Origin of the sequence: Pseudomonas cremoricolorata, from assembly GCF_000759535.1 — a bacterium.
In the GTDB taxonomy this organism is placed as follows: domain Bacteria; phylum Pseudomonadota; class Gammaproteobacteria; order Pseudomonadales; family Pseudomonadaceae; genus Aquipseudomonas; species Aquipseudomonas cremoricolorata_A.
In genome coordinates, this window is sequence record NZ_CP009455.1 from 3,469,789 (window position 1) to 3,489,094 (window position 19,306).

The window sequence follows — 19,306 nt, forward strand, 5'->3', positions numbered from 1 at the left end:
GATCGGTCAGTGATCGTAGCCCAGGTTCGGCGCCAGCCAGCGCTCGCTAAGGCTGACCTCTTGCCCTTTGCGTGCGCTGTAGCGCTCGATCTGGTCCTTGTCGACCTTGCCGACGGCGAAATACTGCGCCTGCGGATGGGCGAAGTACCAACCGCTGACCGCTGCGGCCGGGAACATGGCGAAGTGCTCGGTAAGAAACACGCCGCTGGGGCCGGTTTCGCCGATGGCGGTGCCGTCGAGCAGGCGGAACAGGGTTTGCTTCTCGGTGTGATCGGGGCAGGCCGGGTAGCCGGGGGCAGGGCGGATACCGCGGTACTGCTCCTTGATGAGCGCCTCGTTGTCCAGCTGTTCGTCGCGGGCATAACCCCAATGCTCCTTGCGCACCTGTTCATGCAACCACTCGGCGCAAGCCTCGGCCAGTCGGTCGGCGAGCGCTTTGACCATGATCGAGTTGTAGTCGTCGCCCTTGTCCTGGTAAGCCTTGGCTACTTCCTCAGCGCCGATGCCCGCGGTGGTGATGAAGCCGCCGACGTAATCGGTAAGGCCGCTGTCTTTCGGTGCGACGAAGTCGGCCAGCGACCAGTTCGGCTTGCCATCGGGCTTGATGGTCTGCTGACGCAGATGGTGGAGGGTGGCAAGCGGCTGACCATCGTCGCCGTAGACTTCGATGTCGTCGTCCATCACCTGGCTGGCGGGCCAGAAACCGAACACGGCGCGGGCGCTGATGAGTTTTTCGTCGATCAGCTTGTCGAGCATCTCGCGGGCATCCTGATACAGCGCCGTCGCCGCTTCACCCACCACCTCATCGCTGAGAATACGCGGGAATTTGCCGGCCAGGTCCCAGGAAATGAAGAACGGCGTCCAGTCGATGTACTCGCTCAAGGTGCGCAGATCGATATCTTCCAGCACTTTGACGCCCGTGAAGCTGGGCACCGTCGGCTGGTAGGTGGCCCAGTCGTACTGCGGCTTGGCGGCAACCGCCTGGGCATAGCTCAGGCGCTCGGTACGGGCGCTGCGGTTGGCGGTGCGCTCTCGCACCTCGACGTATTCCTGGCGGGTCTTGTCGACGAAGGAAGGCTTGAGCTCCTTGGACAGCAGCTGGGTGGCGACACCCACGGCCCGCGAGGCATCGGTGACATACACCACCGCATCGTTGCTGTACCTGGGCTCGATCTTCACCGCCGTGTGCGCCTTGGAGGTGGTGGCGCCGCCGATCATCAACGGCAGGCAGAAGTCCTGGCGCTGCATTTCCCGGGCAACGTGAACCATTTCATCCAGCGATGGGGTGATCAGCCCGGACAGGCCGATGATGTCGCACTTCTGCTCGCGGGCGGTCTGCAGGATCTTCTCGGCCGGCACCATCACGCCGAGGTCGACGATGTCGTAGCCGTTGCACCCGAGCACCACGCCGACGATGTTCTTGCCGATGTCATGGACATCGCCTTTCACCGTGGCCATCAGAATCTTGCCCTTGGCTTCGGGCTTGTCGCCTTTTTCGGCTTCGATGAACGGAATCAGGTGGGCCACCGCCTGCTTCATCACCCGCGCCGACTTGACCACCTGGGGCAGGAACATCTTGCCCGCACCGAACAGGTCGCCGACCACGTTCATGCCGCTCATCAGCGGGCCTTCGATCACCTCGATCGGCCGCGCGCACTGCTGGCGGCACTCCTCGGTGTCTTCGACGATGAACGCGGTGATGCCTTTTACCAGCGCGTGTTCCAGGCGTTTATCGACCGGCAGCGAGCGCCAGGCTTCGTTTTCCACTTCCTTGACCGCCCCGCCGCCTTTGTAGTCGTCGGCAATGGCCAGCAGCGCATCGGTGCCTTCGGGCGTGCGGTTGAGTACCACGTCCTCGACTTTTTCCCGCAACTGGGTCGGGATCTCGTCGTAGATTTCCAACTGCCCGGCGTTGACGATGCCCATGGTCAGGCCGTTCTGGATGGCGTGGAAGAGGAACACCGAGTGGATCGCCTCGCGCACCGGGTTGTTGCCGCGGAACGAGAACGACACGTTGGACACACCGCCGGAGGTCAGCGCATGGGGCAGGTGGTCGCGGATATAGGCACAGGCTTCAATGAAGTCGACGGCGTAGTTGTTGTGCTCTTCGATACCCGTGGCGACGGCGAAGATGTTCGGGTCGAAGATGATGTCTTCCGGCGGGAAGCCCACTTCATCGACCAGAATGTCGTAGCTGCGCTGGCAGATTTCCCGCTTGCGCTCGGCGGTGTCGGCCTGACCGACTTCATCGAACGCCATCACCACCACTGCAGCGCCGTAGCGCTTGCACAGGCGAGCGTGGTGCTTGAACTGCTCGACGCCTTCCTTCATCGAGATCGAGTTGACGATGCCCTTGCCCTGAATGCACTTCAGGCCCGCCTCGATCACCTCCCACTTGGAGGAGTCGATCATGATTGGCACCCGGGAAATATCAGGCTCCCCGGCGATCAGGTTGAGGAAACGGACCATGGCCGCCTGGGAGTCGAGCATCCCTTCGTCCATGTTGATGTCGATCACCTGGGCACCGGCCTCGACCTGCTGCAGGGCCACTTCCAGCGCTTCGGTGTAGTTTTCCTCGCGGATCAGCCGGGCGAACTTGGCCGAACCTGTGATGTTGGTGCGCTCGCCGACGTTGACGAACAGCGACTGCCGGTCGATGGTGAACGGCTCGAGGCCCGACAGGCGGCAGGCCTTGGCAATATCGGGAATGGCCCGCGGCGCGTACTTGCCGACCGCCTCGGCGATCGCCTGGATGTGCCCAGGGGTGGTGCCGCAGCAACCGCCGATGATGTTGAGAAAGCCGCTGGCGGCAAACTCTTCGACCACTGCGGCCATTTCTGCCGGGGTCTCGTCGTATTCGCCGAAGGCGTTGGGCAGGCCGGCGTTGGGGTGGGCCGAGACATGGGTGTCGGCCTTGCTCGACAGCTCTTCCAGGTAGGGGCGCAGGTCCTTGGCGCCGAGGGCGCAGTTCAGACCCACGGAAATCGGTTTGGCGTGGCGCACCGAGTTCCAGAACGCCTCGGTGGTCTGGCCTGAAAGGGTCCGGCCGGATGCATCGGTGATGGTCCCGGAAATCATGATCGGCAGTTCCACGCCGTCGTCTTCGAACACCTGCTGCACGGCGAAGATCGCCGCTTTGGCGTTGAGGGTGTCGAAGATCGTCTCGATCAGGATCAGGTCGGCGCCGCCCTCGATCAGGCCGCGGGTGGCTTCGATGTAGTTCTCGACCAGCTCGTCGAAGGTGACGTTGCGGTAGCCTGGGTCGTTGACGTCCGGGGAGATCGAACAGGTGCGGCTGGTCGGGCCGAGCACGCCGGCGACGAAGCGCGGCCGATCGGGCGTTTCCAGGGTCTTGGCGTCGGCCACCTGGCGGGCGATGCGCGCGCCCTGTACGTTCAGCTCGTACACCAGGCTTTCCATGCCGTAGTCGGCCTGGGAAATCTGCGTGGCGTTGAAGGTGTTGGTTTCGAGGATGTCGGCGCCCGCATCGAGGTAGGCTTTCTCGATGGCGGCGATGATGTCCGGCTGGGTCAGCAGCAGTAAATCGTTGTTGCCTTTGAGATCGCTTGGCCAATCGGCGAAGCGCGTGCCACGATAGTCGCCTTCTTCCAGGCGGTAGCTCTGGATCATGGTGCCCATGCCGCCGTCAAGAATCAGGATGCGCTCCTTGAGTGCATGCTGGAGGGCTTGAAGGCGAACGCTGCGGTCGGACATGGCAAACTACCTGGTCGGGCGGATATCAGAAGGTGCGGGATGATAGCAAAGTTGCACGGTTTTTAGACGATCCGTGCCTTTGCATGAAGGACGCTCATGTTCACGCACCCACGCCGCGCAAGTGCTCCAACCGTCCTTAATCGTGATGGCCTTCTAGAACCAGGATTCTCCGTACATGATGCATCGTTGTCGTACCCTTGCCAGCGCCGTGGTCTGCGCCCTGGCCTTGCTGCTGAGCCCTGCGGGCCTGGCGGGTGGCCCTCAGTCATCGCCGGTGATTTCCTATACCCGTGACATCCAGCCCATCCTCACCGAGAAGTGCGTTGCCTGCCATGCCTGCAACGATGCCGCTTGCCAGCTCAACCTGGGCAGTGCCGAGGGCGTGCAGCGCGGCGGTTCCAAGGTGCCGGTGTACCAGGGCGAGCGCAGTTCCGCGGTGCCCACCACGCGGCTGTTCTACGACGCGACCAGCGAAGAAGGCTGGCGCAAGAAGGGCTTTTACTCGGTGCTCGACCAACAGGGCAGCCAAGCGGCGCTGATGGCGCGCATGCTCGAACTGGGGCACAAGACCCCGCTGACGCCCAACGCCAAGATTCCCGATGACATCGTGCTGGGCCTGAACCGCACGAACATGTGCCCGGCGCCCATCGAGTTCGACGCCTACGCCGGCGCTCATCCCAGGGAAGGCATGCCGCTGGCGGTCACTGGCCTGACCGATCAGGAACACCAGACCCTGCAACGCTGGCTGGCCGCCGGTGCGCCGGTGGAATCTAGCGCGGTCAAGCCAAGCGCCGCCGAAGCCCGGCAGATCGCCGACTGGGAGGCTTTGCTCAACCGTCCGGGGGCCAGCGAGGCGCTGGCGGCGCGCTGGTTGTACGAGCATTTGTTCCTGGCCCACATCCACTTCCAGAACGGTGAGCGCGGGCACTTCTTCCAGTGGGTGCGTTCGCGCACGCCATCGGGTCAGCCGGTGGACATCATCGCCAGCCGCCGCCCCAATGACCCGCCGGGCAGCGATTTCTACTACCGCCTGGTGCCGGTGCAGGGGGTGATCGTTCACAAGACCCACATCACTTATCCGGCAAGCCCCGACAAGCTCGCGCGAATCAAGCAACTGTTCTATGCCGGGGACTGGCAAGTGGCTTCGCTGCCTGGCTATGGCCCGCAGCGTCGGGCCAACCCGTTCGAAACCTTCGAGGCCATTCCGGCGCGCTCGCGCTATCAGTTCATGCTCGACAACGCCGAGTACTTCGTGCGCACGTTCATTCGCGGCTCGGTGTGCCGCGGGCAGATCGCCACCGATGTCATTCGCGACAATTTCTGGGCGCTGTTCCAGGACCCGGAGCACGACCTGTACATCACCGATGCCCGCTACCGCGGCGAGGCCACGCCATTGCTGGCCATGCCCGGACAGAACGACGATGTCGGCAGCGTGCTCGGCCTGTGGCGCGCCTATCGCGACAAGCGCAACGACTACGAGATGCTGCGCCGCGACGCCTATGCCGACACGCCACCGCCGACCTGGGAAACCTTGTGGAGCGGCAACGACAACGCACTGCTGAGCATCTTCCGGCACTTCGACAGCGCCTCGGTGACCAAGGGCCTGATCGGCGACGTGCCACTGACCACCTGGCTGTTCGACTACCCGTTGCTGGAACGCACCTATTACCAGTTGGCGGTCAACTTCGACGTGTTCGGCAACGTTTCGCACCAACTGCAGACGCGGCTGTACTTCGACCTGATTCGCAACGGCGCCGAGGTCAACTTCCTGCGCCTGCTGCCGGCCAGCAAGCGCGGCGACATCCTCAGCGACTGGTACCAGAACAGCGGCAAGCTGAAGATGTGGCTCGACTATGAGGATATCGACACCAGCACCGCGAGTGCGTTGGGCATCGACCCGCACCACGCCACCCGCGACTTCGGCCTGAAGTTGCTGCAGCGCACCGCTGGCCTGAACGTCGCACCTGATCCGATCAACCGCTGCACGGGCGCGTATTGCTCGCGTCCGGATCAGCCCGAGGCGCTGCGCAATGCCGAACAGTCGCTCAGCCGCCTGGTGTCGCGACCGGCAGCGGGCCTGGAGGTGATTGGCCAGTTGCCCGAAGCGACCATGCTGCGCATCGAGCTGCCCAACGGCCAGCGTGAGGTGTACAGCCTGCTGCGTAACCGCGCCCACAGCAACGTCGCCTTCCTGCTCGGCGAGGCCTACCGCTACCAGCCAGGGCTGGACACCCTGACACTGTACCCAGGGGTGCTCAGCAGCTACCCCAACTTCATGTTCAATATTCCGAGTGATCAGGTGCCGGCGTTCGTCGATGCGCTGCAGAACGCGCGCGATGACAAACAGGCTTTCGAAGCCATCGTCGAGCGTTGGGGCATTCGCCGCAGCCACCCGCAATTCTGGGACTATTTCCACGACCTGAGCCGTTACATCGAGCAGACCCAGCCGGTCGAGGCCGGGGTGCTGGACATGAACCGCTACGAGAACCTGTAAGACAAAGGCCGGGGAGGGCACTGACCTTTCCTGGCCTGTTGCGGTCGTATTGCCTGAATCGCCCTGACAGCCTGGTCATCGCGACCGGCCCGTCGGGGCAGCAATGCACCAACGACGCAGGAACACGCATGCTGTATTCCCTTCAGGCACTGCGGGCGTTCGCCGCCTGGGTGGTGGTTTGCCATCACTTCATGCAGATCTTTTTCGACTTCCATGCCTCCGGCCCCATCGGCCGTCTGTTCACCGAACGCGGTGCGGTGGGGGTGGACATCTTCTTCGTCATCAGCGGGCTGGTGATCTACCTCTCCACCCGCGACAAAGACATCGCTCCGCGCCAATTCATGCTGCAACGCCTGCTGCGCATCGTTCCGGCCTACTGGTTCTACACCGCGCTGATGGGCCTGCTGATGCTGGCCGCGAGTCGCTGGATGCCCCATCAGGTGTTCGAATGGCAACACCTGCTGCTGTCGCTGTTGTTCATCCCGGCGGAGAATCCGGGGGGGTACGGCATGTACCCGACCCTCAACGTCGGCTGGACGCTCAATTTCGAGATGTTCTTCTACGCGCTGTTCGCCCTGGCTTTCTTCGTGCGTCAGCGGCATCAACTGATACTGGTCAGCGTTGCGCTGCTGATCGCCAGCGAGGTGCTGGGACGTTTCGGTGTGCTCAGCACGTTCTACAGCAACAACATCATCTATGAGTTCCTCCTGGGCATCGGGATCGGGGTGGCCTACCGCCGTGGTCTGATCCGTGAAGGGCTATGGCTGCCGCTCACGGTGCTGGCCGCCGCGTGCTACGCGATCTATCACCTCGATGCCTCCAGTCGCCTGTTGCACTGGGGCCTGCCCAGCGCGCTGATCGTGCTGGCATTCATCGCCCTCGAGCCGTACTTCCGCGGTAATCAGCTGCTCAAGGTGCTTGGCGACTGCTCGTACTCGGTGTATTTGATCCACGTGCTGGTGCTCTGGAGCGGCTGGTTGATCAGCCAGCGCCTGCAACTGGACCCGTACCTGACCTTCGCCTTCTGCGTGCCGTTGATCGCCCTGGCGTCGTGGGCCAGCTACCAGTGGCTGGAGCGCGGCCTGTACCGCAAGGGCAGGGCGCTGATGGAGGCGCGGGCCGAGGAAAACCGCCAGCCTGCGCTTTCCTGACTAGAATGCTAGGACTTTGTTCGTCGAGCCGGTTGGCGTACACTTGCCGGCAAGTCTGTGAGGAACTTCCATGAGCGCTATAACCATTACCGACGCCGCCCATGACTACCTGGCCGATCTGCTCTCCAAGCAGAACACGCCGGGCATCGGCATTCGCGTATTCATCACCCAGCCAGGCACCCAGTACGCAGAAACCTGCATCGCCTACTGCAAGCCGGGTGAGGAAAAGCCTGAAGACACCGCGGTGGGCCTGAAGAGTTTCACCGCCTACATCGATGCACTGAGCGAGCCGTTCCTGGAGGACGCGCTGGTCGATTACGCCACCGACCGCATGGGCGGCCAGCTGACCATCAAGGCGCCGAATGCCAAGGTGCCGATGGTCAGTGACGACAGCCCGCTCAACGAGCGCATCAACTACTACCTGCAAACCGAAATCAATCCGGGTCTTGCCAGCCACGGCGGCCAGGTCAGCCTGATCGATGTGGTCGACGACGGCATTGCGGTGCTGCAGTTCGGTGGTGGTTGCCAGGGTTGTGGTCAGGCCGATGTGACGCTGCGCGATGGCATCGAGCGCACCTTGCTCGAGCGCGTTCCCGAGCTCAAGGGCGTGCGTGACGTGACCGATCATACGCAGAAAGAAAACGCCTACTACTAAGTGGGTGACACGCAACGGGCCCGGCGCTTGCAGCACCGGGCCCGTTGCGTTTCCAGTGGCCGATAGCAACAAACTGTTACTTTTACAAGCGCTGCGACAACAGGCCGCAGCCTGATTTCACGGGGCTTTGCGGCCGATCAGGGCAATGCCCGGTGGTTGTGCTGGAGACGTCATGCAAGAATGCCCCGGTTTTCCGACCAGCCCCGTCGAGGGGCCGGCACCTTCCCTGTAAAGGATGGTTTCATGACTGATCTGTTGAGCCGGCGCGCCGTGGTCGCCGGAATGGGCGTCCTCGGGCTTGGCCTGCTGGCAGGCTGCAACCCGGCGCGCGGACTCGAGTTCAAGTACGGCAAGAACATGAGCAACGAAATTCTCGGTCGCTCGTTCAGCCTCAAGGACCCGCAAGGCAACGTCCGCACCTTGTCCAGTTTCTACGGCACCATGCCGATGATCTTCTTCGGCTTCACCCAGTGCCCGGCCGTGTGTCCGACAGCGCTGGCCCGCGCCGCACAGATCAAGAAGCTGATGGGCCGCGATGCCGGTTTCCTGCAAGTGGTGTTCATTACCCTCGACCCGGAACGTGACACACCCGAAGTGCTCGATGCCTATGTCAAAGCCTTCGATCCCTCGTTCACCGCGCTCACCGGCACACCGGAAGAAATCGATCAGGTGGCCCGTGAATTCAAGGTGTACTACGAGAAAGTGCCGGCCGGTGATACCTACACCATCTCGCATACGTCCACCAGCTACGTCTATGATTCTCGCGGTACGTTGCGCCTGAGCCTGGGCCATTCGCTCAACGCCAAGGAATGCACCGAAGACCTGCTCACCCTGATGGAGATCTGCTAATGGCTGTTTCGCTGCATTCGTTCACCCGTCGTCTGGCCGCCGTGGCGCTGTTGAGCTGCTCGATCTCGGCCATGGCCGACACCACCGTCAGTGAGCCGTGGGTCCGCGCCAGCGTGCCGCAGCAACAGGCGACTGGCGCATTCATGGTGTTGACGGCCGAGCGCGACAGCGCGCTGGTCAGCGTGGCTTCGCCAGTGGCCAAGACCGTGCAGATTCACCAGATGACCATGAATGGCGACGTAATGGGCATGCAGCAGGTCAAAGTGCTGGCCCTGCCTGCCGGCAAGCCGGTGACCCTCGATCCCAACGGTTATCACGTGATGCTGATGGGGCTCAAGCAACAAGTGAAAGAAGGTGAGCACGTGCCGTTGACCCTGACCATCAAGACCGCCGCGGGCGAAACCCAGACCCTCAAGGTACAGGCTCCCGTGCGCGGGTTGACTAGCCAATCCTCGGATCATGGTCACGACCACGGCAGCATGCACTGATACGCTTGGCGGGGTCGCTCAGCCGGCCCCGTCGCTTGATGTACCAGGCAAACTCAACTGCGAAAACGCGGCAGTGGCCGGTCTTGCCTGAGGCTGGACAGCGTCTTGCGTACCTGCGCTTCTTCTTCTTCCAGGGCCCTTAGGCTGGCGCGGATCTGTCCGGCAGTCGGTACGTCGCCCTGACGATCGATCCACTCGGCGATTTGCTTGCAAGTGCTGGTCAGACGAGCCTGGCGCTGGTTCATCAGAGTGAGCAGTGTGTTGATCTCTTTGGCAGACATGGCAAGTTCCTCCGGTCGGCCCAGACAGTGTAGCAGTGGCCTGGGCAAGCGCTGCCACAGGCGGACGGGCGAGCGTCGCCGTACCGCAGCTCCAGCCGAGCACCTCCGCACGCTTATCAGACCGATCCTACAGGCCCGCCTACGTTTACAACGGATCGTTCGTCTACGCCCCCGTCTGACAACCCGTCTGCACCTTCCCCTCCGTTGACCGCCGATCCTGCAACGCTGGCCGAGTGAACGCCCCGTTTGGTCAAAGCGGCCTGCCGCTGCCCACGAGATGGCCGAGGTGATCGTACACATTTTGTTACCTCGCTGGGCCTTTCAGTGTCGTTCATCGACTCCTAGCGTGGAAGCGAGGGGCTCCCCGTCGTGTGGTCTGATAGGAGGGTTTCGCCGTGAGTGTATTGATCGTGCACAGCGCCGAACTGGTGCTGCCGCAATGGTGTGATGCGACAGGACGGGTATTCGATGCGCCGGCGTGCCTGGCTGAGGCGTCGGCGCTGCTGCTGAGCGAGGACGACGCGCGGCACCCAGGCGTCGCCGATGCGGTAGCACGTTGGGCGCTGCCGCTGTTCATCGTGATCGGCACCGAGCCTGCGCGGCTGCAAGTGCCAGGGGCAGTGCACCTGAGTCTACCCCTGCGGGCCAGTGATTATCCGCGCATCATCGCGTCAGCGCGGGCCTACGAGCAGCAGGCCTTGCCGCCCTTGACCCGGGCATTGGCAGGGCTCATCGCAGCCACCACCGAACGCTACGCCGGCCCCGGCCATCGGGGCGGTTCGGCGCTGAGTCAGCATCCGGCCGGTGCCCGTTTCAGACGCCTGCTGGGCCGCCAGGTGTTCGAGGCCGACCTTTCTCAAGGCACCGTCGAGAACTGCGCACTGGACTGGCAGGCGGGTCTGGTGCATGACGCCCAGCGTCTGGTAGCGAGGGTATTCGGCGCTGAACAGACGTGGTTCGTGCTCAACGGCGCCGCCACCGCCAACCGCATCGTGGCCAGTGCGCTGCTGCGCGCAGGTGACCTGATCCTGATGGATCGCGCGTGCCATGTTTCGGTGTTTCAGGGGGCCTTGTTACAGAGCGGTGCCTTGCCGGTGTACCTCGATACCCTGCATGACGCCCGTGGCATTCTGGCCGGCTATCGTTGCGGCACGTTGCAGGAAGGGCGCCTGCGCCAGGCTGCGGCTGCCCGCAGTGATGCCCAGGGCAGTCGCCGCAGACCGTTCCGGCTGGCCGTGGTGCAGGCCGTCACGCGCACCGGTGTGCTGCTCGATGCCGCAGCCTGGCTGGCACGCGTCGGGCATCTGTGTGACTACGTGCTGTTCGATGCCGGCTGCGGTGGACACGAGGCGTTCATCGACCGTCTGGCGCACCTCTCACCGCTGGCAGCGCCGGTGGATGACACCTCACCTGGCATCATCGTCACCCATTCGGTACACCAGCAGATGGCTGGGCTGACCACGGCGGCGCAAATTCACAAACAGGATCGGCACCTGCGCCACCTGCCGCGCTACTGCAGTGCGGCGGTGTTCAGCAGCGCCTGTGGGCAGCACGCTTCGGCGAATCTGTCTTGCCCGCCGTTGATGTCGCTGGAAATCAACGCCGCCATGTTCGCTGCAGGAGAGGGCCAGCGCCTGTGGCAGCAGGCGCTGCTCAGTGCCCAAGAGTTGTGTCTGGCGGTAAGCGCGCGTTGCCGCCTGCTGCGGCCACTGGCGAGCGCTCAAGCGCACGCGGCGGTCTGCGAGTACCTGGCCGTGAGCGGCGACGAGGCACAGTCCCAGGAGCCACGCCTGCACTACCATGACCCCTGCAAGGTCACCTTGATCAGCGACGGCGCGGGTCAAGCCGTAGCCATTCCGGCAGCCGTACTGGTGGCGTATCTGCATGACCACGGCTTTACCGTCGACCGCCCTGAGCTCTACAGCTTCACCCTGGTGGTAACGCCTTTCAGCGATCAGGCCGGGCTCGCGCGGCTGGTCGATTGCCTGGTGGCCTTCGAGCAGCATGTGCAGTTGCAGACCGACGTGCTCGAAGTCCTGCCTTCGCTGCGGCGCGATTGCGCGCGGTATGCCGGCATGAGCTTGACCGACCTGTGCAGCCGCCTCAATGGACTGATGGCCGTACACGGTCTGGGCTACTTGCAGGCGGCGATCTTCAGCACCGACGAGCAAGCTTCCTACGTGTGTTCGCCCTACCACGCCAACCAGCTGTTCATCGGCAACGCCACGCGCTGGATCAGCCTCGGCGAGGCCCCTGGATGTGTGGCTGCCGAAGCGGTGATTGCGTTGCCAAGCGGCTGCGTTTGCATAGCGCCCGGCGAGCGCTGGACATCAGCGCTGCTGGCGTACCTCGAGGGCATCGAAGCGCTGCAGGCGCACTACCCGCAGTTCGCCCCGCAAGTGCAGGGCGTGCATTCCCGACGTGACGACAACGGCATCCGCAGCGTGGGGGTCTACGTGCTCGATTGAGTCAGGTTTGGCAGCTTGAATCACACCGAAGCGCTCAGGGCTCTGCCACATGCCAGGCGGTAAGCGCCGGGCGTCACGCCGTAGGCCTGTTTGAACTGCCGGGTGAGGTGACTCTGATCGGCAAAACCCAGCAAGCAGGCGACTTCCAACGCAGACGCCGCGTGCTTGAGCAGCTCCCGCGCGCGCATCAGGCGGCGTTGCTTGAGCCAGGCATGGGGCGGCAAACCGGTGGCCTGGCGAAACACCCGGGCGAAGTGAAATGGCGAGAGGTTGACCGCGCTGGCCAGCGCCTCAAGGGACGGCGGGTTGGCCAACTGGCTGTCCAGCAGCTCGCGCGCCCGCGCCACCGCCAGCGGCTCGCGCCCCGGTGTGGCCAGGCTCAGCCCAGGGCCCTGGGCATGGCGCTGCACCAGCATCAGCACGGCCTGGCGCCAGGCAGTCTGCTGCTGCAAGGCGCTGGCCTGTGCTTCGCACAGCTGGTGCACCTGGCTCAAGGCGCGGGCCAGGGGTGGGTCATGGATGACGCTGTCCTTGAACAACGGCGTGCCGCGGCGGGACACTTGCAACTCGTCCAGAACCCCTGTGACCCGCTCGATGTCGGGATAGAAACCCCGATAGCCCCAGCCCGCTTCGTGGGCTTTGGCGCCGGTGTGCAGTTCGTCCGGGTTGATCAGCACCATGCTGCCTACCGGCGCCAGATGCTCACTGCCGCGGTGGCAGAAGCGCTGCGCGCCGGATTCGATCACGGTAAACACATAGCCTTCGTGCACATGCGGGGCGAAGCGCTGTTGCAAGTACCGGGCATGGAGCATTTCCACGTCACCCAGCGCTGGCGCCTGCCACAGGTGCGTACGCTCGCCGGATGAGGTGCTCATGTCAGTGCCGCGCGCAGGATCAGGAACAGTCCCATGCTCAGCAACAGGCTGAGCAACACCCGGCCGGTCCACAGCATCAGCGCTACGGCGGCGAGCGCACCGAGCAGGTAGGGGTTGAGCGGGTCGAGATTGAGCTGATGCTCAGGTAGAAAGATGATCGGTCCGCAGATGGCGGTGAGCATACCGGGCACGGCGAAGCCCAGGAACTGCCGTGTGTTGGAGCTCAGGCGCAGCGGCAGGCGAGGTTCGAGAAAGGCATAGCGATTGAGGAACACGACAATCCCCAAGGCAACGATGAGCAACCAGATCATCGGCGTACCCCTTGCAGTTTCTGGCAGGCGAAGCCTGCGGCCATGCCCAGCAGACCCGCGGCGACAAGCGCGGTCTCCCAGTGCCAGAGGCTGAACAACACCGAACAGAACAGTGACACTGCAACGCACACGGCAGTGGGCACATCGCGCACCCGTGGTGCGATCAGGGCGACGAACGTGGCGACGATGGAAAAGTCCAGACCCAGGCCCTGCAGGTTGGGAATGCGTTGACCCAACACGATGCCGGCGAATGTGAACAGGTTCCAGGCGATATAGAAGGTCAGGCCCACGCCCAGGGCATACCAGCGGTTGAACTGACGGGCGTCATGCTGGCTGATCAGGGCGAAGAATTCGTCCGTCAGCAGAAATCCCAGACCCAGCCGCCAGCGCAGGGGCTGCTCTGCCAGAACCGGGCGCATCGACAGCCCGTACAGCAGGTGCTGTGAGGTCAAGAGCAGGCAGGTGAGCAGAATCGATAACAGACCGGCCCCGCTCTTGAGCATGCCGATGGCCACGAGCTGCGCGGCGCCGGCGAACACGATGGCCGACAGGCCTTGGCCCTGCCACGCGCTGAGGTCAGCCTCGATAGCCATTGAGCCGGCAAGCAGGCCCCAGGGGGCAACGGCCAGGCTCAGCGGCAGGATGGCAATGGCGCCACGCAGAAAAGCCTGGCGGGCGAGGGTAGAAGTTTTCATGGGCAGGGCAACGACTGGGCAAGGACGTTCAGCATGCCTGAACCTTCGCGGCGCGGGCTTGAACGTTCTTGCTCAAGCGGCGCTTCAACGGTAGCTGGTGAGCAGGCGCTGGGCGGTGGCACAGCCGTTGATCTCTACTGCCTTTTGCAGCAGTGCCTGGCGTCGGGCAGGGTCCAGGTCGCCCAGCAAGCGGTAGACCTCGGCCTGGAAATCACGCTGGCGGCCCCATTGCATCTGCAAACCCTGCGGACGGCTGCGACTACAGGCCAGCACCGCAGCAGGCTGCGGATAATACGAGGCGTAGACGGAGGCCATGCCCGGCAGTGCATCCAGCGCATCGCGGTACGCCTGGCTGGCGTTGTAGGGCGGGCACCAGGTAGCAATGGCCGAAGCGGGGGGAGCGAAGCCCTGGCTGAGGCTTTGTTCCAGCAGCGGGCAGGCGGCGTCAGGAATCTGCGCGGCAGGCAGGTAGGTCATGTAGTAGAGGGCCAGGCGGTACTTGGCGACCGGATGATCCAGCGCCACGGACTTTTTCAGCAGCGCCACCGCTGCCGGCAATGTGTGCGCCATGGCCTGGCCTTGGCGGGTCAGCTCTGGATCGCTGTCGAGCACGGGCAGCAATGGGTTACCGTTGCCCTGGGCGTCGGCCTTCTCGAGCAACGGCAATGCCTGGCGGTAGAGCAGATCGGCATGGGCGTCGATCTGCACCTCCAGTGCCTGCACGGTGAAGGGGGCGCACGCCAGCACCAGCAACGTGGCCCGCGAGCGGCGAATCACAGGCCAGCCTCGGCTGTTTGCCAGGCGCGAACGGGAGCGTGTGGCAGGACAACGATTGGGGAGTTCATGGATGACAAACGTATGCCTCGAGCCTGACAGAATCTGCGGCCTATTCTAGACACGCTTTGCGCAATGTCGAAAGTCCGGGTCATGGGAATCAGACGAGCTTGACTGGCACGCCTTTGCGTCCCGGGTGTTTTTCCTGGGCGAGTCCCAGCTTGGCAGTGATTACCTTGGCCAGCGCGTTGTTTCCCAGGTCGTTGAAGTGCAGGCGATCGATGAACAACTGCTCGGCGAAGACGGGCGAACTGCTGAGCATGCCATTCATGTCATAACAGGGCACCTCGTCGGCCTGACGCTTGATGCGCCGAAAGAAACCGGCGTGGTGTTCGGCGCCAATGCCCGCCAGCAGGCCGTCGAAAGGCTTTGCCTGTCGTTGCAAGGCGGCGAGCATGACCTGCTCGCCGGGCGGCAGCTCTTCGCGGCACCAGGGTAGCCACGGTTGCAGCATGAAGGTCAGGGTGGTATCGCTGCCGGCCAGCAACTGCTGCCATTGTCGCAGGGTTCGGCCAATGCAGTCGGCCGCACGCATCAGCCGTTGTTCGGGGGGCGTGCAGGGCGCTGCGGCGATCCGCAGCGGCGCAGGCGTGCAGAACCACCGCTCACGCAGACGTTGCCAGATCGAGTCGGCACGCGGCTGTACCTGCATGCCTTCGTGAAAGGTGCTGAGGAACTGCTCGCAGGCTCGCAACTCGGTCTGCGCCGGATCGCTGCCGACCCATTCTGCCAGCGCCTCGTGGGCCAGAGTATTGAGCCCGCTCAGCACGACTACGTGGCCAACCTTGCTCAGCCGATGCTGATGGGTGAGGAACAGCATCAGTTCCTGGGTCGCGTTCAGTCCGCATCCGGCCAGGCTCAACCAGGCTTCGCCGCTCAAGGTCGAGAGAAACGAAGCCACTGTGCGGGCGTCGCAGCTGGCGCCGATGCCTTGTGCCGTCGAGCCCCCGACCAGCAAATTCACTCGCGCCAGCCCGCCGCGCTCGGCCAGAGAAAGCCGTTTGCTCGACCAGTGGCTGTAGCGTAGCCCGAGCGCGTCGGTGTTGAGCGTTGCCGACCGGTAGTCACGCTCTTGCATGTACAGGGTCAGCGGCAGGCGCCGGTGGCCAAGCCTTATGAAACGCTGGTAGTCCTCGGCCAGCGCTGCCGCGCTGGCAGCGCCTGGTTCGGTAGGCGGGATCGACGGCTGAGTCATTGCAGCCTGATCCTCATTCCAGCAAGGCGCGCAGGTTGTAGGCCAGACCTGCAGCAGCGATCAACATCAGCATGACCCCCGACACCAGGGTGATGAGGCGATTGCTGCGCGGCGACGCGATCTTGCCGATGGCGAAGATGTACAGGCTCAGTACGGCGAAGTCGATGGCGATCCACAGCAGCGACAGCACCACCATGCTTTTTTCGAACGACTCGGTGATCTGGATGAACTGCGGGAAGAACGAGATGAAGAAGATGATGTCCTTGGGGTTGGAGATGCCCACCATGAAACCTTGCCACAGCCCGCCGCGACCTTGACGTGGCAGCTCGTGCGCAGACACCTGTGCTGCGGGCGCCGGCTGCTGAAGGGCCTCCCTCAGGGTGCCGAAGGCGATATAGCCGATGAACAGGCAGCCCAGCAGGCTCATGCCACTGAGCCAGGCGCGGTCGATGGCCGCGCTGGTCATGATGATCCACGCCGCCGCAGCGATCAGCACCAGTGATGCCCAGTTCGTGCCAAGTGCGGTGAACAATGCCTTGCGCGAGCCGGATGCGGCGGCAGTGTTGACGATCAGCGCCACCACCGGGCCAGGCGTGGCGATCAGCAGCAGGACAGTCAGGGCGTAGGTGGCGGTCAGCGCGGTATTCACGGTTCGTTCTCGTTGAGGGTGTCGTCGGCATGCAGCGCACGGAACGGGCAACGCTGCGGGTTCAGCGAGCCGGGCTCCTGCAATTGGTATTGCTGCCATTCATAGTTGTCCGCAGCGCCAAAGAAACCGAGGCTTGCGGGTATGGTTCCGTCGTTGTAGTCAGCGACCCGCTGGCGGATTCGCTCACGGATGCGTCGACCGCTTTCGCTATGGGCGCTCGCTACCTCATCGAAGCTTTCTCTGGGGTTGATGACGAAGACCGTGTGCGGACCCAGGTTGCGGCTGCGCATCCGCACATGGCCGGGAAAGCTCATGTTGATGAACAGGGGCATGCCGTTGAAACAGAATGCCCATTGCGTGTCATGGGGGTCGCGAGCGACTTCATCCGGCCAGGGGTAGGGGTCGAGCCTATGCACCTGCTGCAAGACGCCCCACGCCAGCGACTGCTGGTCGGCCAGATCGCTGTCGGGCTCGGTCTGCAGGAACACCAGCAGAGGATTGCCGATACGCTGTTTGAGGGCGATTGGCTGCAGCAGCTCGACATAGCTGCGCAGCCCATTGGCGATATCCGCTGCCAGCGCCCCGGCGCGGGCGAACACCAGGTGGCAGGTCTGTGCCGCTACCGCCTTGCGCCCGAACAGGCACGGAAAGGCAGGGTCGGCAAGGCGTGCGCGCAACTGGCGCAAGGCAGTGCAGGTCCAGTGCTGCTGATCATCGGCATGTTCATCGGCCAGCTCTAGCGCATCCAGGCGATAGCATTTTCCATAACCCGTAAACATTATTCCCTCAAGGGCGTCGCCCACTGCTCGCAGGCGCCGCCAGGGCGCCTGAGACAGAGGTAGTAGGTAATCACCGCATTTTCAGAGATGCCCCAGGCGTTGTAAAACCGGTGGAACTATGACCTAATATTAGTTTTACTCATGATGGAAGGGTGGTCATGTCGGAACGGATTCAAGCTCTTCACGCCCTTCGCGCGTTCGAAGTCGCTTCTCGGTATGGCTCCTTTACCCGCGCCGCCCAGGAGCTGGCACTCACCCAGGGCGCGGTCAGTCATCACGTCAAGACCCTGGAGGACCTCTTCGGCTGCAGCCTGTTCGAGCGCCGCGGACCCAAGCTGCACCTGACCGAGCACGGGCGTTTGCTCGCCCAGGAACTCAAGGTCGGCTTCAAGATCATCGAGAACGCCTGCGCGCTGCTGCGCCAGGACCGTTACGGTTTGCGACTCAAGGCACCCTCGACGCTGACGGTGCGCTGGCTGCTGCGTGCCCTGGATGGTTTCAAGAAGCTCGACGACACCTGCAGCGTGCAGTTGTCCAGCGTGTGGATGGACATCGACTCGGTGGACTTCTACTCCGAGCCTTATGACTGCGCGATCCTGCTGGGCAATGGTCGATTCCCCGCCGATGTGGAGAGCTGCAAACTGTTCGATGAATGGCTGATTCCAGTCTGTCACCCGGACTACCTGCCCAATCCGTCTGCTGATCTTGAAGTGCTCGCGCACTGCGATCTGTTGCACCCATCACCTGACCGGCGCGACTGGCGGCGCTGGCTGGCGCGTTTGGACGCGCTGCACATCGGTATCGACCGCGGCCAGGTGTTCGATACCCTCGACCAGGGGATTTCCGCCGCGCAGCAGGGCCTCGGCATTTCGGTGGTCGACCTGGTGCTGGCCAGTGCCGACGTGGCGGGCGGGCGTCTGATCACGCCGTTCAAGCAGGCGGTGTCGACCGGCGACGGTTATTACATGACGTGGCTCAAATCCAGCCCCAAGGCGCGGCAGATGCACAAGCTGCGCGACTACCTGCTGAGCCAGGTGCCGCAAGCGCTGAACCGTGACCTGAACTACCTGTACGCCTAAGCCGGCACCCGCACTCAGTGCAGGCTGCGCCGCTCACCAACACAGGCTGCAGCGCGTTCGGTCAGTTGGTCGAGGCGTTCGTCGCGCTGATCTTGCGCGGCGATCATGGCCTGCTCCCCATGCTGTTTGAGCAGGTACGCATGAATCTGGCGGACCTCGACGGTCTGGTAGATCGGCGCGATGTCAAGTCGACCGATCAGCGCGCCAATGGCCTGGCCGGTGCTGCTCATCAAGACCTGTGGGCCACTGGCGTGCACCACTTGCAGGCCCATGCCTTCGAACCAGGGCACCTGATGGGGCAGGGCGCTGAGTTCCAGACGGGGATAACGCGTGCGCAGGTCAGCCAGCAGGGCCTGGGCGATACCTTGCCGACGGTGGCTGGGGTCGACCGCCAGGAAGGCCACGGCACAGGCCTGCGGGTCGTCAGTTGCGCTGATCGCGAGGGCGAACCCGAGCAGGCGCTCTGGAGCCTCGGCGTCCAGCGCCAAGGTCAGTACCACTGACAACCCGCGCGTGCCGTCCAGAGCCTGCAGGTACTGATGTACCTCCAGACCAACGCCGTACTGATACAGCGGATACAGCGGGTTGTCGGCGCTGATGGCGACGCTGCTCAGCTCACCCACATGGTCGATCACCAGTTGGCGAATCTGGTTCTGGAAGGATTCAGGGGGGACACCGTCGAGGCGGTGAAGAATGAACATCGCAGTTACGGCTCCGGCAGGACTGACTGACCCGCGCACGGTGACGCGGGTCCGTCAGTCTACCGTTTTTCCACCCTTGGCGGGTCGG

At 63.5% G+C, this 19,306-nt stretch carries 17 protein-coding genes; 7 read left to right on the plus strand and 10 right to left on the minus strand.

Annotation, left to right across the window (positions count from 1 at the left end; translation table 11 throughout):
• Positions 1-6: 6 nt before the first annotated feature.
• Entirely contained in the window at positions 7-3,714 is a 3,708-nt protein-coding gene (metH, locus tag LK03_RS15865) for a methionine synthase (protein ID WP_038413343.1), read from the minus strand.
• Between the two features lie 178 nt (positions 3,715-3,892).
• Between metH and LK03_RS15870 the strand changes: the two genes are divergently transcribed.
• From LK03_RS15870 to LK03_RS15890, 5 genes are all read left to right on the plus strand, one after another.
• On the plus strand, positions 3,893-6,208 hold the full coding sequence (locus tag LK03_RS15870; protein WP_156109572.1) for a fatty acid cis/trans isomerase: 2,316 nt from the start codon (positions 3,893-3,895) through the stop codon (positions 6,206-6,208).
• Positions 6,209-6,336: 128 nt separating this feature from the next.
• On the plus strand, positions 6,337-7,359 hold the full coding sequence (locus LK03_RS15875) for an acyltransferase family protein (RefSeq protein ID WP_038413345.1): 1,023 nt from the start codon (positions 6,337-6,339) through the stop codon (positions 7,357-7,359).
• Between the two features lie 70 nt (positions 7,360-7,429).
• On the plus strand, positions 7,430-8,014 hold the full coding sequence (gene nfuA, locus LK03_RS15880) for a Fe-S biogenesis protein NfuA (protein ID WP_038413346.1): 585 nt from the start codon (positions 7,430-7,432) through the stop codon (positions 8,012-8,014).
• A 243-nt stretch (positions 8,015-8,257) separates the two neighbouring features.
• Complete coding sequence (locus tag LK03_RS15885) at positions 8,258-8,863, plus strand: SCO family protein (RefSeq protein ID WP_038413347.1); 606 nt, start codon at positions 8,258-8,260, stop codon at positions 8,861-8,863.
• Positions 8,863-9,351: a copper chaperone PCu(A)C gene (locus tag LK03_RS15890; protein WP_038413348.1), complete on the plus strand. Its 489-nt coding sequence runs from the start codon at positions 8,863-8,865 to the stop codon at positions 9,349-9,351. The genes LK03_RS15885 and LK03_RS15890 overlap by 1 nt, the downstream gene beginning before the upstream one ends.
• Before the next feature lie 53 nt (positions 9,352-9,404).
• Here LK03_RS15890 and LK03_RS15895 read toward each other — a convergent pair whose 3' ends face one another.
• Entirely contained in the window at positions 9,405-9,632 is a 228-nt protein-coding gene (locus LK03_RS15895; RefSeq protein ID WP_038413349.1) for a hypothetical protein, read from the minus strand.
• A 395-nt stretch (positions 9,633-10,027) separates the two neighbouring features.
• Between LK03_RS15895 and LK03_RS15900 the strand changes: the two genes are divergently transcribed.
• A complete protein-coding gene (locus LK03_RS15900) occupies positions 10,028-12,100 on the plus strand; it encodes a hypothetical protein (RefSeq protein ID WP_049870512.1) in 2,073 nt (690 codons plus the stop codon).
• 20 nt (positions 12,101-12,120) lie between these two features.
• Here the strand turns inward: LK03_RS15900 and LK03_RS15905 are convergent, their stop codons facing one another.
• The 7 genes from LK03_RS15905 to LK03_RS15935 form a co-directional block, all read right to left on the minus strand.
• Positions 12,121-12,975, minus strand: coding sequence for a helix-turn-helix transcriptional regulator (locus LK03_RS15905; protein ID WP_038413350.1), 855 nt, complete (start codon positions 12,973-12,975; stop codon positions 12,121-12,123).
• Complete coding sequence (locus LK03_RS15910; protein WP_038413351.1) at positions 12,972-13,286, minus strand: AzlD domain-containing protein; 315 nt, start codon at positions 13,284-13,286, stop codon at positions 12,972-12,974. Before LK03_RS15910 ends, LK03_RS15905 begins: the two co-directional genes overlap by 4 nt.
• Positions 13,283-13,981 (minus strand): AzlC family ABC transporter permease, encoded by a 699-nt coding sequence (locus tag LK03_RS15915; RefSeq protein WP_038413353.1) that lies wholly within the window; start codon positions 13,979-13,981, stop codon positions 13,283-13,285. Before LK03_RS15915 ends, LK03_RS15910 begins: the two co-directional genes overlap by 4 nt.
• Before the next feature lie 84 nt (positions 13,982-14,065).
• Entirely contained in the window at positions 14,066-14,758 is a 693-nt protein-coding gene (locus LK03_RS15920) for a hypothetical protein (RefSeq protein WP_038413354.1), read from the minus strand.
• Positions 14,759-14,915: 157 nt separating this feature from the next.
• Positions 14,916-16,010 (minus strand): hypothetical protein, encoded by a 1,095-nt coding sequence (locus LK03_RS15925; RefSeq protein WP_038413355.1) that lies wholly within the window; start codon positions 16,008-16,010, stop codon positions 14,916-14,918.
• A 13-nt stretch (positions 16,011-16,023) separates the two neighbouring features.
• A complete protein-coding gene (locus tag LK03_RS15930; protein ID WP_038413356.1) occupies positions 16,024-16,659 on the minus strand; it encodes a LysE family translocator in 636 nt (211 codons plus the stop codon).
• The gene (locus tag LK03_RS15935) at positions 16,656-17,438 is read right to left on the minus strand and encodes a YqcI/YcgG family protein (RefSeq protein ID WP_038413357.1); all 783 of its coding nucleotides are present in this window, start codon (positions 17,436-17,438) and stop codon (positions 16,656-16,658) included. The genes LK03_RS15930 and LK03_RS15935 overlap by 4 nt, the downstream gene beginning before the upstream one ends.
• A 158-nt stretch (positions 17,439-17,596) precedes the next feature.
• On the opposite strand from LK03_RS15935, the gene LK03_RS15940 reads away from it, so the two are divergent.
• Positions 17,597-18,517, plus strand: coding sequence for a LysR substrate-binding domain-containing protein (locus tag LK03_RS15940; RefSeq protein ID WP_038413359.1), 921 nt, complete (start codon positions 17,597-17,599; stop codon positions 18,515-18,517).
• 14 nt (positions 18,518-18,531) lie between these two features.
• Here LK03_RS15940 and LK03_RS15945 read toward each other — a convergent pair whose 3' ends face one another.
• Positions 18,532-19,218, minus strand: coding sequence for a GNAT family N-acetyltransferase (locus LK03_RS15945; protein ID WP_038413360.1), 687 nt, complete (start codon positions 19,216-19,218; stop codon positions 18,532-18,534).
• Positions 19,219-19,306: the final 88 nt, after the last annotated feature.

Excerpts from the sequence above, each read along its gene's own strand:
- LK03_RS15875 (WP_038413345.1), top strand. The coding sequence starts at position 6,337 with ATGCTGTATTCCCTTCAGGCACTGCGGGCGTTCGCCGCCTGGGTGGTG.
- LK03_RS15925 (WP_038413355.1), bottom strand. The coding sequence starts at position 16,010 with ATGACTCAGCCGTCGATCCCGCCTACCGAACCAGGCGCTGCCAGCGCG.
- LK03_RS15945 (WP_038413360.1), bottom strand. The coding sequence starts at position 19,218 with ATGTTCATTCTTCACCGCCTCGACGGTGTCCCCCCTGAATCCTTCCAG.
- LK03_RS15915 (WP_038413353.1), bottom strand. The coding sequence starts at position 13,981 with ATGAAAACTTCTACCCTCGCCCGCCAGGCTTTTCTGCGTGGCGCCATT.
- LK03_RS15870 (WP_156109572.1), top strand. The coding sequence starts at position 3,893 with ATGCATCGTTGTCGTACCCTTGCCAGCGCCGTGGTCTGCGCCCTGGCC.
- metH (WP_038413343.1), bottom strand. The coding sequence starts at position 3,714 with ATGTCCGACCGCAGCGTTCGCCTTCAAGCCCTCCAGCATGCACTCAAG.
- LK03_RS15890 (WP_038413348.1), top strand. The coding sequence starts at position 8,863 with ATGGCTGTTTCGCTGCATTCGTTCACCCGTCGTCTGGCCGCCGTGGCG.
- LK03_RS15905 (WP_038413350.1), bottom strand. The coding sequence starts at position 12,975 with ATGAGCACCTCATCCGGCGAGCGTACGCACCTGTGGCAGGCGCCAGCG.
- LK03_RS15895 (WP_038413349.1), bottom strand. The coding sequence starts at position 9,632 with ATGTCTGCCAAAGAGATCAACACACTGCTCACTCTGATGAACCAGCGC.
- LK03_RS15940 (WP_038413359.1), top strand. The coding sequence starts at position 17,597 with ATGTCGGAACGGATTCAAGCTCTTCACGCCCTTCGCGCGTTCGAAGTC.
- LK03_RS15885 (WP_038413347.1), top strand. The coding sequence starts at position 8,258 with ATGACTGATCTGTTGAGCCGGCGCGCCGTGGTCGCCGGAATGGGCGTC.
- nfuA (WP_038413346.1), top strand. The coding sequence starts at position 7,430 with ATGAGCGCTATAACCATTACCGACGCCGCCCATGACTACCTGGCCGAT.
- LK03_RS15935 (WP_038413357.1), bottom strand. The coding sequence starts at position 17,438 with ATGTTTACGGGTTATGGAAAATGCTATCGCCTGGATGCGCTAGAGCTG.
- LK03_RS15910 (WP_038413351.1), bottom strand. The coding sequence starts at position 13,286 with ATGATCTGGTTGCTCATCGTTGCCTTGGGGATTGTCGTGTTCCTCAAT.